Origin of the sequence: Pseudomonas sp. 382, assembly GCF_002759075.1 — a bacterium.
Classification (GTDB): Bacteria; Pseudomonadota; Gammaproteobacteria; order Pseudomonadales; family Pseudomonadaceae; genus Aquipseudomonas; species Aquipseudomonas vlassakiae.
The window spans coordinates 79,814-93,717 of record NZ_PEMX01000008.1; the positions used below are offsets into that span (position 1 = coordinate 79,814).

The 13,904-nt window shown below is 66.0% G+C and carries 13 protein-coding genes; 8 read left to right on the forward strand and 5 right to left on the reverse strand.

Annotation, left to right across the window (positions count from 1 at the left end; all coding sequences use genetic code 11):
- Positions 1-7: 7 nt before the first annotated feature.
- Together glsB and CQW31_RS11715 are read right to left on the reverse strand one after the other, a co-directional pair.
- On the reverse strand, positions 8-916 hold the full coding sequence (gene glsB, locus CQW31_RS11710) for a glutaminase B (protein ID WP_099814518.1): 909 nt from the start codon (positions 914-916) through the stop codon (positions 8-10).
- 103 nt (positions 917-1,019) lie between these two features.
- Positions 1,020-1,928, reverse strand: a complete 909-nt coding sequence (locus CQW31_RS11715; RefSeq protein ID WP_099814519.1) for a LysR family transcriptional regulator — start codon at positions 1,926-1,928, stop codon at positions 1,020-1,022.
- A gap of 123 nt (positions 1,929-2,051) precedes the next feature.
- Here CQW31_RS11715 and CQW31_RS11720 point away from each other — a divergent pair, with 123 nt between their 5' ends.
- Positions 2,052-2,444 carry a RidA family protein gene (locus tag CQW31_RS11720; protein ID WP_099814520.1) on the forward strand — a complete coding sequence of 131 codons (393 nt, stop codon included), beginning with the start codon at positions 2,052-2,054 and terminating at the stop codon, positions 2,442-2,444.
- Between the two features lie 16 nt (positions 2,445-2,460).
- Here CQW31_RS11720 and CQW31_RS11725 read toward each other — a convergent pair whose 3' ends face one another.
- Positions 2,461-4,248, reverse strand: a complete 1,788-nt coding sequence (locus tag CQW31_RS11725; protein WP_099814521.1) for an IlvD/Edd family dehydratase — start codon at positions 4,246-4,248, stop codon at positions 2,461-2,463.
- A 19-nt stretch (positions 4,249-4,267) separates the two neighbouring features.
- Entirely contained in the window at positions 4,268-5,449 is a 1,182-nt protein-coding gene (locus tag CQW31_RS11730; RefSeq protein WP_099814522.1) for a fumarylacetoacetate hydrolase family protein, read from the reverse strand.
- Positions 5,450-5,564: 115 nt separating this feature from the next.
- On the opposite strand from CQW31_RS11730, the gene CQW31_RS11735 reads away from it, so the two are divergent.
- The 3 genes from CQW31_RS11735 (at position 5,565) to CQW31_RS11745 (ending at position 9,657) form a co-directional block, all read left to right on the forward strand.
- The gene (locus CQW31_RS11735; protein WP_054883335.1) at positions 5,565-6,512 is read left to right on the forward strand and encodes a LysR family transcriptional regulator; all 948 of its coding nucleotides are present in this window, start codon (positions 5,565-5,567) and stop codon (positions 6,510-6,512) included.
- 98 nt (positions 6,513-6,610) lie between these two features.
- Complete coding sequence (locus CQW31_RS11740) at positions 6,611-8,194, forward strand: aldehyde dehydrogenase (NADP(+)) (RefSeq protein WP_099814523.1); 1,584 nt, start codon at positions 6,611-6,613, stop codon at positions 8,192-8,194.
- Positions 8,195-8,271: 77 nt separating this feature from the next.
- Entirely contained in the window at positions 8,272-9,657 is a 1,386-nt protein-coding gene (locus CQW31_RS11745; protein WP_371858377.1) for an MFS transporter, read from the forward strand.
- A gap of 10 nt (positions 9,658-9,667) precedes the next feature.
- On the opposite strand, the gene CQW31_RS11750 is transcribed toward CQW31_RS11745, so the two are convergent.
- Positions 9,668-10,582 (reverse strand): LysR family transcriptional regulator, encoded by a 915-nt coding sequence (locus CQW31_RS11750; protein WP_054883332.1) that lies wholly within the window; start codon positions 10,580-10,582, stop codon positions 9,668-9,670.
- A 182-nt stretch (positions 10,583-10,764) separates the two neighbouring features.
- Between CQW31_RS11750 and CQW31_RS11755 the strand changes: the two genes are divergently transcribed.
- From CQW31_RS11755 to CQW31_RS11770, 4 genes are all read left to right on the forward strand, one after another.
- Entirely contained in the window at positions 10,765-12,102 is a 1,338-nt protein-coding gene (locus CQW31_RS11755; RefSeq protein WP_099814525.1) for a nucleobase:cation symporter-2 family protein, read from the forward strand.
- Positions 12,103-12,163: 61 nt separating this feature from the next.
- A complete protein-coding gene (locus CQW31_RS11760; protein ID WP_099814526.1) occupies positions 12,164-12,667 on the forward strand; it encodes a nucleoside deaminase in 504 nt (167 codons plus the stop codon).
- Positions 12,664-13,014: a hydroxyisourate hydrolase gene (locus CQW31_RS11765; RefSeq protein WP_099814527.1), complete on the forward strand. Its 351-nt coding sequence runs from the start codon at positions 12,664-12,666 to the stop codon at positions 13,012-13,014. Before CQW31_RS11760 ends, CQW31_RS11765 begins: the two co-directional genes overlap by 4 nt.
- Positions 13,015-13,134: 120 nt before the next feature.
- A complete protein-coding gene (locus CQW31_RS11770; protein ID WP_099814528.1) occupies positions 13,135-13,653 on the forward strand; it encodes a ProQ/FinO family protein in 519 nt (172 codons plus the stop codon).
- Positions 13,654-13,904 lie beyond the last annotated feature (251 nt).

The window sequence follows — 13,904 nt, forward strand, 5'->3', positions numbered from 1 at the left end:
GCACGGGTCAGAACACCGACCACCCGATCCGCGCGCTGAGCAGCTCCAGTGCCGCCATCCCCGCCAGTGAATTACCCGCCGCATTCAGCTCCGGCGACCACACGCACACAGTGAATTGCCCCGGTACGATGGCCACGATCCCGCCACCCACGCCGCTCTTGCCGGGCAAGCCGACCCGGTAGGCGAAGTTGCCTGCCTCGTCGTAAAGCCCGCTGGTGGCCATGATCGAGTTCACCTGCTGGGTCTGGCGCCGGCTGAGGATCTGCTCGCCGCTGTGCTTGCAGAACCCGTCGTTGGCCAGGAAGCAGAAGGCCCGCGCCAGGTCCAGGCAGCTCATCTGCAGCGCGCAGTAGCTGAAGTAGCTGCGCAGCACCGTCTCGACTTCGTTATGGAAGTTGCCGAACGACTGCATGAGGTAAGCCATGGCGGCGTTGCGCGCGCGGAACTGGTACTCCGAATCGGCGACCTTGGCATCGATGGCGATGTGCGGGTTGCCCGACAGCCGGCGGACGAAATCACGCATCGACAAGGTCGGCGCGGCAAAGCGCGACTGGTTGATATCGCAGATCACCAGCGCGCCCGCGTTGATGAACGGGTTGCGCGGGCGGCCACGCTCGAACTCCAGCTGCACCAGCGAGTTGAACGGCTGGCCGGAGGGCTCATGGCCCAGGCGCTCCCAGATGGCTTCGCCGGAGTGGCCGATCGCCTGGACCAGGCTGAACACCTTGGAAATACTCTGCACCGAGAACGGCACCAGGGCGTCGCCTGCGCAGTAGTAACTGCCGTCGTTGCCATATACGGCGATGCCCAGCTGATTGGCAGGCACGTCGGCCAGCGCCGGGATGTAGTCAGCCACTTTGCCCTTACCGATCAAAGGGCGCACTTCGTCGAGAATCTCGTTCAACAGCGTTTGCATGGAAGGCCTTGTTATCAGTCCCCGGACGACCGCGAGGGGGTTGCGCTTGTGACGCAGATCGCACGGCAGAAATCACACGCGGATGCACAAATGGCGCCGGTGATCATGGCCCGGCGTGCTCGGCCATCAGTTCCACGACCCAGTTGATGAATACCCGCAGCTTGGCGCTGACATGGCGGTTGGGCGGGAAGGCCAGGTACAGCGGCATCGGCGCCATCTGCCAGTCCTCGAACAGCGCCACCAGTTCGCCGCTGGCCAGGTGCGGCCTGGCCATGTAATGCGGCAGCCACAGCGCACCCAGGCCTGCGAGGCCGGCCGCGAGGTAGGCGTTGCCGTCGTCGACTGTCAGCACCGAACGGCCCTGGACCTCGACGCGCTCTTCGCCGCGCTGCATGACCAGTGGCAACGCCTTGCCGGTGCGAAACCACAGGTAACTGACCGTGCGCTGGCGGCCCTCTTCCAGTTGCCGTGGGTGCAGGGGCCGGCCAACCTCCTGCAGGTAACCCGGGGTCGCGTAGACGCCGAGCTTCAGGTCGGCCACATGCCGCGCCACCAGGGACTGGTCGGTGATCTCGCCCCCGCGCACCACGCAGTCGACGTTTTCTTCGATGATGTCGACGATGCGGTCGCTTGCACCCAACGTCAGCTGGATGTCCGGGTAGCGGGCATAAAAAGCGGGCAGGGCGGGAATCAGCAGCAGGCGCGCCAGCGGGCTGGGGACATCGACCCGCAAGCGCCCGCGTGGCGCTGCCGAAGCGCTGGACAAGCTGGTCTCGGCATCGTCGATATCTGCCAGCAGCCGCACGACGCGTTCGTAGTAGGCAGCGCCATCGGCGGTGACATTGACCTTGCGCGTGGTGCGGTTGAGCAGGCGCACGCGCAGCCGGGCCTCCAGTTGCTGCACCAGCTGGGTCACGCTGGTCTTGCTCATGCCCAGGGTGTCTGCGGCCTTGGTGAAGCTGCCGGTTTCCACCACGCGGGCGAAGGCCTGCATCGCATTGATACGGTCCATTTGAGGGCTCGATCAGGTCGGGATTGTTTGGATTATACAAACAGTCATGACCAGCATTGCCCGTTTATCCGCGCAGGCGGCCTTTCTACAGTGGCTGCACCGTAACCCACCCGGAGTTTTGCCATGACCCCTCAACGCGATGCCGTCTTCCCGCCTGACCGTCACGCCTTGTATGACCTGCACCGTTACTCGCCAGCAATTCGCGCCAATGGTTTGCTGTTCGTGTCCGGCCAGGTAGGCAGCCGCAAGGATGGCTCTGCCGAGCCCGACCTGGCGGCGCAGGTGCGCCTGGCGTTTGCCAACCTCAACGCGATCCTGGCCGAGGCGGGCTGCAGCTTCGCCGATGTGATCGACACCACCCTGTTCATGATCGACCCCGACACCACCTTCGAAACCATCTGGGCGGTCGCCGCCGAGTTCTGGGGCGAGGCCCCTTACCCGACGGTCACCGCGGTCGGGGTGACCTGGCTGGCAGGCTTCGACTTCGAGATCAAGGTGATTGCCAAGCTACCCTAATGCACCGCCCTTACCCTCAGTGCGAATGCCGCGGCATGCCGCCCTCCCGGGCGATCACGCGCATGTGCAGCGTCGCCGGCTCCAGGCAGCCGCCGGTGGACAACTGCCCCACCAGCTGGCGGTAGAGTTCCTGCCAGGGCGTCTGCGAGGCCGGGATGTTAGGCTTCCAGGCGGCGCGGCGGCGTGCCACTTCTTCATCGTCCACCAGCAGGTCGACGCGGCGCTGGTTGAGGTCCACGCGCAGCCAGTCGTTGGTCTGCAACAGCGCCAGGCCGCCGCCGACCGCCGCTTCCGGTGACATGTTGAGGATCGACGGGCTGGCCGAGGTGCCGCTCTGGCGACCGTCGCCCAGGCACGGCAGCGAATCGATGCCTTGCTTGATCAGCGCGGCCGGGGGCGCCATGTTGACCACTTCGGCGCTGCCGGGGTAACCCACGGTACCGGCGCCGCGGATCACCAGGATGCAGCGCTCGTCGATGTCCAGCGATGGGTCGTCGATGCGCGCGTGGTAGTCCTCCGGGCCTTCGAACACGATGGCGCGGGCCTCGAAGCTGTTCTCCTTGCCAGGTTCGGCCAGGTAGGTCTTGCGGAAGGCCTCGCCAACCACCGACATCTTCATGATCGCGCTGTCGAAGAAGTTGCCGCTGAGCACGATGAACCCGGCATTGTGCTTGAGTGGCGCGTCGAACGGCAGGATCACCTCGCGGTTGCTGGTAACCGTATCGCTGACCACCTCGCCGATGGTCTTGCCGCTGACTGTGGCACAGGCCTCGTGCAGGCGGCCCGCCTTGCGCAGTTCATGCATCACCGCCGGCACGCCGCCAGCGCGGTGGAAGCCTTCGCCCAGGTATTTGCCGGCGGGCATGCAGTTGACCAGCAGCGGTACGTCTTCGCCGATGCGCTGCCAGTCGTCCAGCGACAGCTCGATGCCCATGTGCCGGGCGATGGCGATCAGGTGCGGCGGGCAGTTGCTCGAGGCGCCCAGTGCCGAAGCCACGGCAATGGCGTTTTCGAAGGCTTCGCGGGTCATGATCGACGACGGGCGCACATCCTGCAGCACCAGTTCGCAGATGCGCCTGCCGGTGGCGTAGGCCATCTGTCCGCGCTCGCGGTAGGGCGCGGGGATGCTGGCGCAGCCCGGCAGTGACATGCCCAGGGCCTCGGCCAGGGCGTTCATCGACAGCGCCGTGCCCATGGTGTTGCAGTGGCCCACCGACGGCGAGGCGGCGGTGGTCATTTCCATGAAGCCTTCATAGTCGATTTCGCCTGCGGCCATCAGGTTGCGGGCGTGCCACAGCACCGTGCCCGAGCCGATCAGCTGGCCTTTGTGATGCCCGTCGAGCATCGGCCCGCCCGACAGCACGATGGCCGGCAGGTCAGTGGTGGCTGCGGCCATCAGGCAGGCGGGGGTGGTCTTGTCACAGCCAGTGGTCAGCACCACGCCGTCCAGAGGGTAGCCGTGGAGGATCTCCACCAGCCCCAGGTAGGCCAGGTTGCGGTCCAGGGCGGCAGTGGGGCGGCGGCTCTGTTCGGCGATCGGGTGGACGGGGAATTCCATGGGGATGCCGCCGGCATCGCGGATCCCGGCCTTGACCCGCTGGGCCAGTTCGATGTGGTGGCGGTTGCACGGGGTGAGGTCGCTGCCGGTCTGGGCGATGCCGATGATCGGCCGCCCCGACTGCAGTTCGTCGCGGGTCAGGCCGTAGTTCATGTAACGCTCCACGTACAGCGCGGTCATGTCGGCGTGGCTCGGGTCGTCGAACCATTGCTGGCTGCGCAGCGGGCGTTTGGCGGTATCGGTCATGTCATGCTCTCTTGTTGTTTTAGCGCTGCAGCAGGCCGCGGGCGGCCAGGTTGCGCATCATCGCGCCAAGGCCGAAGGTCCACGGCGCAGCCTGGTCGCTGGTGGTCACCTGGTTGTGCAGCTGGCCGAGCAGGGGGCTGGCGATGCGCACCCGGTCACCCGGTTTGTGGGTGAACCCCGCGCCCGGCTGGTCACGGTCTTCGATGGGGGCGAACAGCGTACCAAGGAACAGCAGGAAGCCGTCGGGGTATTGATGGTTGGCGTTGAGGGTCTGGCGCACCAGGTCTTCAGGGTCGCGGCTGATCTGGTCCATCGAGCTGCTGCCGACCAGGCGGTAGCCGTCCTCGCCCTGGACTTCCAGGTCGACCACGCAGTGGCGCACCGCGTCCAGGTCGAAGCTGTCGTCGAACAGGCGGATGAACGGGCCGACGGCGCACGAGGCGTTGTTGTCCTTTGCCTTGCTCAGCAGCAACGCGCTGCGGCCTTCGAAATCGCGCAGGTTGACGTCGTTGCCCAAGGTGGCGCCGTGGATGCGTCCGCGGCTGTCCACGGCCAGCACCACTTCGGGCTCGGGGTTGTTCCATGCCGAGCCGGGGTGCACGCCGATCGCGCTGCCGCTGCCGACGGCCGCCAGTACCGGGGCCTTGGTGAACACTTCGGCATCCGGGCCGATGCCCACCTCCAGGTACTGCGACCACATGCCTTGCTCGATCAGCAGGGCCTTGAGTGCCATCGCCTGTGGTGAGCCTGGGCGCACTGCACGGAGGTTGTCGCCGATCACCGAATGCACGGTGGCACGCACCGCCTCGGCCTTGCTGGCATCACCGGCTGCCTGCTCTTCGATGACGCGCTCGATCATGCTGGCGGCGAAGGTCACCCCGGCCGCCTTGATCACTTGCAGGTCGACCGGGGCGAGCAGGTAGGGCTGGTTGGCATCGAACGCTTCACCGCTATTGGCCAGCAACGCTTCGAGGCTGCCCAGGAAGCGGCCCGGGGTGCTGCGCACGGCGTGCAACGGGTCGTCGCTTTCCAGCAGCTGGCTCAGGGTGGCAAAGCGCTCGGACAGGTCGAACACCCCGTCCGGGCGCACGGTGATCGGCGAGGGGCCGCCAGGTTCGCCCGGGGTCCAGGCGCGGCCGATCAGGGTGCCGGTCAGGCCGTCCGCAGGCAGGGTATTGGCGGGGGTGAGGGTCATCGGCATGGATCGCAATCTCTCGGAACGTGAGAGCTGCACGCTAGGCAAGCGGCGCGATAAACTCCAATGGCTTAATCTCACCATTCAATAACAAGCGGTTATCGCAGCGACAGGGGCGTGCATGTCGGACCTTTCCTTTTCCCACGTTTGCAACTGGCTCAAGTTCCGCCACCTGTTGCTGATCGAGACCCTCGGGCGCACGCACAACATGCACGTTGCGGCGCAGCAGATGAACCTGACCCAGCCGGCGATCAGCAAGATGCTCAAGGAAATCGAGCACTTGCTCGGCTTCGCCCTGTTCGAACGGCTGCCGCGCAGCATGCCGCCAACGGCGCTTGGCGAGCAGGTGCTGCGCTATGCCCAGGTGGCGTTGAACGATGCGCGCAACTTCGTCGACCAGATCGACAGCCTGCGCCAGGGCGGTCACGGGCAGTTGAAGGTAGGCGGCATTTTCGCCGCCACCGCCGTGGCGCTGCCCGATGCCATCGTCGCCATCAAGCAGCGCAAGCCGTTGCTGTCGATCGAAGTGGTGGAGCAGACCAGCGATCACCTGATGGCCATGCTCGAAGACAAGCAGCTGCACCTGGCCGTGGCGCGCTTCACCGACGCGTCCCAGCAGCAGCGCTTCGACTTCCAGCCGCTGGCACCGGAACCGTTCTGCTTTGTGGTCAACGACCAGCACCCGCTGAGCGCTGCCGGGCCGGTGACCTTGCCGCAGCTGCTGGAGTGGCCGTGGATTCTCTACCCCAAGGGCACCCCGATTCGCGGGCGCATGGAGCGGGCCTTCGCCGAGGCGGGCGTGGCCGTGCCGCGCAATACCATCGACACCATCTCCATGCAGACCTTCCTCAAGGTGCTGCTGGGCGGGCCGATGATCGGCATGTTGCCCCAGGCGATGGTCGAGCCGCACCTGGCCAGCGGGGTGCTGGTCAACCTCGACACCCCGCTGCACCTGGCGCCGCAGGACTACGGCATCCTCACCCGCAAGGGCGAGCCGTTGAGCGGCGCGGCGCTGGAGTTCGCCGAGATCCTGCTGGCCCACGCAGGCCGAGGGGAAGGGGAGCGATAACGCACCGTTATCGGATGATCGATAAATGCCATTGGGAAAGCATCGCACAGCCGCCTAGATTAGCGACCCATGTCTTTCGCAATGCCGAGGAATCATCCATGACGTCCCACGCAGGCCAGCAATTCATCGGCGGGGTTCGCCGCGCCACCGGTCAGGCGGCCTTGTGCAGTGTCGATGCACGCAGCGGGCAGCGACTGCCAGGCGCGTTCTACCAGGCCAGCGACGAAGAAGTCGATGCCGCTGCCCTGGCCGCTGCAGCTGCCTACCCCGTTTACCGGGCCTTGCCCGCCGCTCGCCGCGCCGAGTTTCTCGACGCCATCGCCGATGCCCTCGATGCCCTGGGTGACGACTTCATCGCGACCGTATGCCAGGAAACGGCCTTGCCGCCCGCCCGTATCCAGGGTGAGCGGGCGCGCACCAGCGGCCAGCTGAGGCTGTTCGCCACGGTGTTGCGCCGCGGTGACTTCCTCGGCGCGCGCATCGACCGTGCGCAGCCCCAGCGTGCCCCGCTGCCGCGCCTGGATATCCGCCAGTGCCGCATGGGCCTGGGGCCGGTCGCAGTGTTCGGCGCCAGCAACTTCCCCCTGGCGTTTTCCACGGCCGGTGGCGACACCGCTGCGGCGCTGGCCGCCGGCTGCCCGGTGGTGTTCAAGGCCCACAGCGGCCACATGGCCACGGCCCAGTGGGTGGCCGAGGCGATCGTCGCTGCCGCTGAGCGCTGTGCCATGCCGGCCGGGGTGTTCAACATGATCTACGGTGGCCGGGTCGGTGAGGCGCTGGTCAAGCACCCGGCCATCCAGGCCGTGGGCTTCACCGGTTCGCTCAAGGGCGGCCGCGCCCTGTGCGATATGGCGGCGGCGCGGCCGCAACCGATTCCGGTGTTCGCCGAAATGAGCAGCATCAACCCGGTGCTGGTGCTGCCCGGGGCGCTGGCCGTGCGCGGCGAGGCCGTGGCCCGCGAGCTGGTCGCTTCGGTGGTGCTCGGCTGCGGGCAATTCTGCACCAACCCTGGCGTGGTGCTGGGGGTGCGCTCGCCAGCCTTCAGCGCCTTCGTCGAGCAGCTGGCTGCGCAAATCGCCGAGCAGCCACCACAGACCATGCTCAACGCCGGCACCCTGGCCAGCTATGCCCACGGCGTGGCCGCGCTCAAGGCGCAGGCCGGCGTGCGCTTGCTGGCTGGCGCCGAGCAGCAGGGCAACCAGGCCTGGCCGCAGCTGTTCCAGGCGGATGCCCAGCTGTTGCTGGCTGGCGAAGCGCTGCTGCAGGAGGAAATCTTCGGTCCGGCCACCGTGCTGGTCGAACTCGCCGACCAGGCCCAGTTGCTGGCCGCGCTGCAGGCGCTGGGCGGGCAACTGACCGCCACCTTGATCGGCGAGCCGGACGACCTGGCGCACGCCGCGCCGCTGGTGGCAGTGCTTGAACAGAAGGCCGGCCGCGTGTTGGTCAACGGCTACCCGACCGGCGTCGAGGTATGCGATGCCATGGTCCATGGCGGCCCGTTCCCGGCCACCTCCGACAGCCGTGGTACCTCGGTTGGCACCCTGGCGATCGACCGTTTCCTGCGCCCGGTGTGCTACCAGAACTTCCCCGATGCGTTGCTGCCCGAGGCGCTGCGCGATGCCAACCCGCTCGGTTTGCTGCGCCTGGTCGACGGCCAGCCCTGCCGTGACCCGATTCGCTGATTACCGCTGCTGATAGTCACCCACCGGCTGCGCCTGCAGCGGTGGGCTTCCCATAACAACAATCAGGCATGCACGACATGCCACGAGGCTTGGCCATGGCTCATCCATCTACCGCCCCCACCGCCGATCAGGCGTTCGAAGACCGCACCTACCGCAAGGTCATCCTGCGTATCCTGCCGATCCTGCTGCTGTGTTACATCGCCGCCTACCTGGACCGGGTCAATATCGGCTTTGCCAAGCTGAGCATGCTCGACGACCTGCAGTTCAGCAACACCGTCTACGCCCTGGGTGCCAGCGTGTTCTTCTGGGGCTACTTCCTGTTCGAGGTGCCCAGCAACCTGCTGCTGCATCGCTACGGCGCGCGCTTCTGGATCGCCCGGATCATGCTGAGCTGGGCGATCATCTCGATGGCGGTGGCGTTCACCCAGCCGTTGGCCGGGTTCTTCCACATCGAGTCCAGCACCATGTTCTACGTGCTGCGCTTCTTGCTGGGCATCTGCGAGGCCGGTTTCTTCCCCGGCGTGATCCTTTACCTCAACTACTGGTTCCCGACCCATCGGCAGAGCCGGGTCATGTCGGGTTTCCTCATGGCGATGCCGGTCAGCCTCACCCTCGGTGGGGTGCTGTCAGGCTGGCTGATGACGCGCCTGGATGGCTGGCATGACCTGGCCGGCTGGCAGTGGATGCTGCTGGTCGAGGGCGTGCCTTCGGTGATCATGGCCGTGGTGGTGTTCACCTGCCTGTGCGACAACATCGACAAGGCCACCTGGCTGTCGGCTGCGCAGAAGCAGTTGCTAAAGGCCAACCTGCAACAGGAAGCGGACGGCAAGGTCTCGCGGCTCGGTGAGGTGTTCTTCAACCCGCGGGTGTGGCTGCTGGTGTTGATCCTGCTGACCTTCAATACTGGCTTCTATGGCCTGGCGTTCTGGATGCCGTCGATCATCAAGAGCGCGGGCGTGACCAGCAGCCTGGAGATCGGCCTGCTGACCGCCATCCCTTACAGCGTGGCGATCGTGGCCATGTTCCTCAATGCGCGCCACTCCAACCGCACCGGCGAGCGCCGCTGGCATGCCGCGATCCCCGCTTTCATCGGCGGCTGCGGGCTGATCCTCAGCGCCGCGTTCGCCCATGACGTCACCCTGTCGATCCTGTTCCTGACCGTGGCCGCGTCGGGTGTGCTGAGCCTGATGCCGATCTTCTGGACCCTGCCGGGCACGGTGTTGTCCGGTGTCGCGGCGGCGGCGGGCATCGGCATGATCAATGCCATCGGCAACCTGTCGGGCTTCACCGGCTCGATGATCACGGCAATGGCGGAGAACCTGACCGGTAACATCAACGACGGCACCTACGTGTTGGGCCTGTGCCTGTTCGTTAGCGGTTTCCTGATCCTGGCGATCCCCGCCGCGATGCTCAAGCGTTCGGCTGCCGAGCCGCGCAAGCAACTGGAACTGGAGGCGGCCTGAGCGGCGCCAGTCACAAGGTGGTCGACTTGCCCATGCGGTCCAGCTCGAACACCTTGCTGCGTTGCAGGCACTCACGCAGGTAACGCGCCGCCGGGCCAGGCTGACGCTTGCGATGCCAAAGCAGGTCCACCCCCACCAGCCAGTCGGTGTGGGGGTAGGCCTCCAGTTGCAGCTCCATCAGCTGCCCGCTTTCCAGCTCGCGCTGCACCAACAGGCGCGGCAGGGTCGCCCAGCCAAGCCCGCCGCGCACCATCTCGACCAACGCCAGGTAACTCTCCGCCCGCCACAGCTGGCCGGCCCGCAGGTATTCGCTGCTGGGCAGCTTGTCGGCATGGGCGAAAAACGCCAGCCGGCGATGGGCGTTGAGGTCGGCGAAACTGACCGGTCCCTGCCGCGCCAAGGCGAATTGCGGGTGGCAGACGTGGGTCATGATCAGCTTGCCCAGCTGTTGGAAGGCCAGCTCCGGCGGGTAGCCGGGCTGGGCGAAACTCACCCCGAGGTCGGCTTCGCCGGTCAGGATCATTTCGCTGACGTCGCCGTGCAGCGGGTGGCGGATCGCCAGGTCGACAAACGGAAACGCCTCGTCGAAGCCTCTGAAGGGCGCTATCAGCGGGCCATAGGGCACCTCGATCGCCAGGGTCAGCGCGGCTTCCACCTGGCCTGCCAGGCTGTCGGCGCTGCCCTCCAGGGCGTAGCAGCGCTCAAGGATGCCCTCGGCACGCAGTAGCAGTTTATGGCCCGCCGCGGTCAAGGCCGGGATGCGGCTGGTGCGGTCGAACAGCTGCACGCCCAGGTCGGTTTCCAGGTTGCTGATGGCCGCGCTGACCGTCGACTGGGTGCGCCCCAGTCGTCGCGCTGCGGCAGAAAACGAGCCGGCCTGAACGGCGCTGACGAACACCTGCAACTGCTCCAGCGAAAAGCGCATCACCTGATCCTGTCCACGGGTCGATCCATCGATAGTAACGATGGTTAATCATTTGCTCCATCGGTGATTTCACAGGATTCTCCACCTCGACATCGGCGGCAGCTGCCACCCGTTCTCTGCGCTGCATGTCACTCCGGGCGCCTTCAACAATAAAAAGAGCCGCACTTCAGGAGATTCACGACATGAGCCAACCAGTTATCCATCCCGTGGACGAAATACTGCCTGCGCGGCAGCTGTTCAGCTTCGGCCTGCAGCATGTGCTGGTGATGTACGCCGGTGCCGTCGCCGTGCCACTGATTCTGGGCAGTGCCCTGGGGCTGACCCAGGCCCAGGTGGTGACCTTGATCAATGCCAACCTGCTCACCTCGGGTGTCGCCACCTTGCTGCAAACCCTCGGGCTGTGGCGTTTCGGCGCACGCCTGCCGCTGATCCAGGGCTGCTCGTTCATTGCCCTGGCGCCGATGATCATGATTGGCAAAGAGTTCGGGCTACCTCACGTATTCGGTGCGGTGATCGCCGCCGGTGCGCTCACCCTCGCCATCGCGCCGCTGTTCAGCCGCTTGCTGCGGTTCTTCCCGCCAGTGGTGATCGGCAGCCTGATCACCGTCATCGGCATTTCGCTGATGCCGGCTGCGGCCATCTGGCTTGGAGGAGGGCAGCCAGGCACTGCGGACTTCGGCAAGCCGGCCAACCTGATGCTGGGCGTGGCGACGGTGGCGATGACGCTGGTGATCCACGCCCGTTTTCGTGGCTTCATCGGCAACCTCAGCGTGCTCCTGGGGCTGATTGCCGGCAGCGTGCTGGCTGCGGCCTGCGGCATGACCGATTTCAGCCGAGTGGGCGATGCCGCGTGGTTCGAGCTCAGCGCGCCGATGGCGTTCGGCATGCCGCAGTTCGCCTTCACGCCCGTGCTGATCATGCTGCTGGCGATGCTGGTGATCATGGCCGAGACCACCGGCAACTGCCTGGCCATCGGCAAGCTGACCGGCAAGCCCACCGACCCGCACACCCTGGGCAACGCGTTTCGCGCCGATGGCCTGTCGACCATGCTGGGTGGCCTGTTCAACAGCTTCCCTTACAACGCGTTCACGCAGAACACCGGCCTGATCGCGCTTTCCGGGGTCAAGAGCCGCTTCGTGGTCGCCGCAGCGGGCGCCATCATGGTGTTGATGGGGCTGTTCCCCAAGCTGGGTGCGCTGATCGCCAGTGTGCCGACGCCAGTGCTCGGTGGCTGCGCCATCGTGATGTTCGGCATGACCACGGTGGCGGGCATCCAGGAACTGGCCCGTGTCCGTTTCGAAGGGACCCGCAACGGCCTGGTGGTGGCGGTGTCGGTCAGCATCGGTGTGTTGCCGATGTCGATGCCGGCGCTGTTCGAGCATGTCAGCGGCCCGCTGAAGCTGGTGCTGGAAAGCGGGATCTTCCTGGCTGCGGTCAGCGCGATCCTGCTCAACCTGCTGCTCAACCGTGAAGCCGCACCCCGCAGCCAGGACGCCATCGATACCCGCCTGGCCAAGTGAGCCTGCCTTTTCATGCGCGCCAGCCGGCGCGCTTTCACCTGCCGTACAAGGAGTAACCGCCATGACTTTCACCCGCTCCGGCGCCGAGCTTTCCGAGTTGGACCTGGCCCTGCTGCGCGAGTCGATCCGCCTGTCCGAGCAATCGCGCAAGGACGGCCGACACCCCTTTGCTGCCCTGGTGACCGATGCGCAAGGGCAGATCATCGCCAGCGCCGGCAACAACTCCATGCCCCCGGAGGGCGACCCGACCCAGCATGCCGAGTTGGTCGCAGCGGCGCGTGCCGCCAGGCTGCTGACACCGGAACAACTCGCAGGCTGCACCTTGTACACCAGCGCCGAGCCCTGCTGCATGTGTGCTGGCGCGGTGTACTGGACCGGCATTGGCCGGGTGGTCTATGCCTTGTCGGAACATGCTTTGCTCGGGCTGACCGGTGCGCACCCGGAAAACCCCACGTTTTCGCTGCCGTGCCGCGAGGTGTTCGCCCGCGGTCAGCGCACGGTGCAGGTGCATGGCCCGCTGCTTGAGAACGAGGCGGCGACCGCCCACCAGGGGTTCTGGGCATGAACGGCGGCGTCTCCGTGCACGTGGTGGACATTGCCAGCGGGCGTGCCGCGCAAGGGCTGCGCCTGAGCATCGGCGTCGCGGGCGGCGCGCCGATCGCGCAGGGCATCATCGATGCGCGCGGCCAATGGGCGGGGCTGGCGGAGATGAACGCGCTGTTCGGGGCCGGCGTCTATGAAGTGCGTTTGCAGGTGGCCCGGTTTTATCGGGAAATGGGGACGCCGTTGCCTGAAATCCCCTTTATCGACGAACTCATCTACCGCTTCGGGATCGGTGATGCCCAGGCGCACTATCACTTGCCTTTCAAGCTCACCGCCTGGGGCGTCAGCTGCTTCCGGGGTGGCGCTTGACGCTGCGTCTGGCCATGCCTGGTGACTAAATCCGCAGCGATTCATCCTCTTTCTGCTGCTACCCGGCGCTGCATGGCTTATCCTTGCGCCACGCAATCAACGTAGAAGCAGTGAAATACGATGGGTTTTGAACAACTAGCTGAGTTACGTGACCGCCTGCGGTCTGAAAAAGAGCAGCAGGCAAAGGCCGACGCCCCGCGCCCTGCCAAGCGCAAGCCCGCCTCGCAGGCCAAGGCGCGTGAGCAGGACCCGGCGGTGGAAGCGATCTGGCCACTGCAGAAGCATTTCCCGTTGGCTTTCCCGGTCAACCCGGCGCCCAAGGTGCCGCTCAAGGAGGGCATCTTCAAGGATGCCGAGCAACACCTGGAGCTGCTCGGCATCACGGTTGAGCAGCTCAAGCTGGGCATCTCGACCTGGTGCCGCGGCAACCGCTACTGGGCAAGCATGGTCGAAGGTGCTTCGCGCCTGGACTTGAATGGCCAGCCCGCAGGCGTTGTCACCGCCGGTCAGGCGCTGTACGCCAAGCAACAGGCGGCACGCCAGCGCGGCAAAGGCCGCAAGGACCGCGCCAAAGCCAAAGCCGCTGCCCCGGCCCCGGCCCCTGTCGCCGATACCGCAGTGGAACCGACTGCGGACTGAGCCACTTCGCGCTGGGCCCTGCGCCATCCAACCGGATGGCGCCTGGGCCTGCTCAAATGTGCGATCCCTGTGGAAGCGGCTTTTTCCCGCGAACACGGGCGCAGCCCGTGCCAGTCCCCTGAAACCAGGGCGACAGCCATTAGCGCCACTGATCTGGCTTGTCACGCAGCGCACTGAACACCTGAACCTCAGCAGTTACCTCAACAGGGTAGGGCGCCTTTCGGTCGCCTCTGACATTCGGGAGTTCAACC

Coding starts and splice junctions, on each gene's coding strand:
- glsB (WP_099814518.1), bottom strand. CDS start 916: ATGCAAACGCTGTTGAACGAGATTCTCGACGAAGTGCGCCCTTTGATC.
- CQW31_RS11715 (WP_099814519.1), bottom strand. CDS start 1,928: ATGGACCGTATCAATGCGATGCAGGCCTTCGCCCGCGTGGTGGAAACC.
- CQW31_RS11720 (WP_099814520.1), top strand. CDS start 2,052: ATGACCCCTCAACGCGATGCCGTCTTCCCGCCTGACCGTCACGCCTTG.
- CQW31_RS11725 (WP_099814521.1), bottom strand. CDS start 4,248: ATGACCGATACCGCCAAACGCCCGCTGCGCAGCCAGCAATGGTTCGAC.
- CQW31_RS11730 (WP_099814522.1), bottom strand. CDS start 5,449: ATGCCGATGACCCTCACCCCCGCCAATACCCTGCCTGCGGACGGCCTG.
- CQW31_RS11735 (WP_054883335.1), top strand. CDS start 5,565: ATGTCGGACCTTTCCTTTTCCCACGTTTGCAACTGGCTCAAGTTCCGC.
- CQW31_RS11740 (WP_099814523.1), top strand. CDS start 6,611: ATGACGTCCCACGCAGGCCAGCAATTCATCGGCGGGGTTCGCCGCGCC.
- CQW31_RS11745 (WP_371858377.1), top strand. CDS start 8,272: ATGCCACGAGGCTTGGCCATGGCTCATCCATCTACCGCCCCCACCGCC.
- CQW31_RS11750 (WP_054883332.1), bottom strand. CDS start 10,582: ATGCGCTTTTCGCTGGAGCAGTTGCAGGTGTTCGTCAGCGCCGTTCAG.
- CQW31_RS11755 (WP_099814525.1), top strand. CDS start 10,765: ATGAGCCAACCAGTTATCCATCCCGTGGACGAAATACTGCCTGCGCGG.
- CQW31_RS11760 (WP_099814526.1), top strand. CDS start 12,164: ATGACTTTCACCCGCTCCGGCGCCGAGCTTTCCGAGTTGGACCTGGCC.
- CQW31_RS11765 (WP_099814527.1), top strand. CDS start 12,664: ATGAACGGCGGCGTCTCCGTGCACGTGGTGGACATTGCCAGCGGGCGT.
- CQW31_RS11770 (WP_099814528.1), top strand. CDS start 13,135: ATGGGTTTTGAACAACTAGCTGAGTTACGTGACCGCCTGCGGTCTGAA.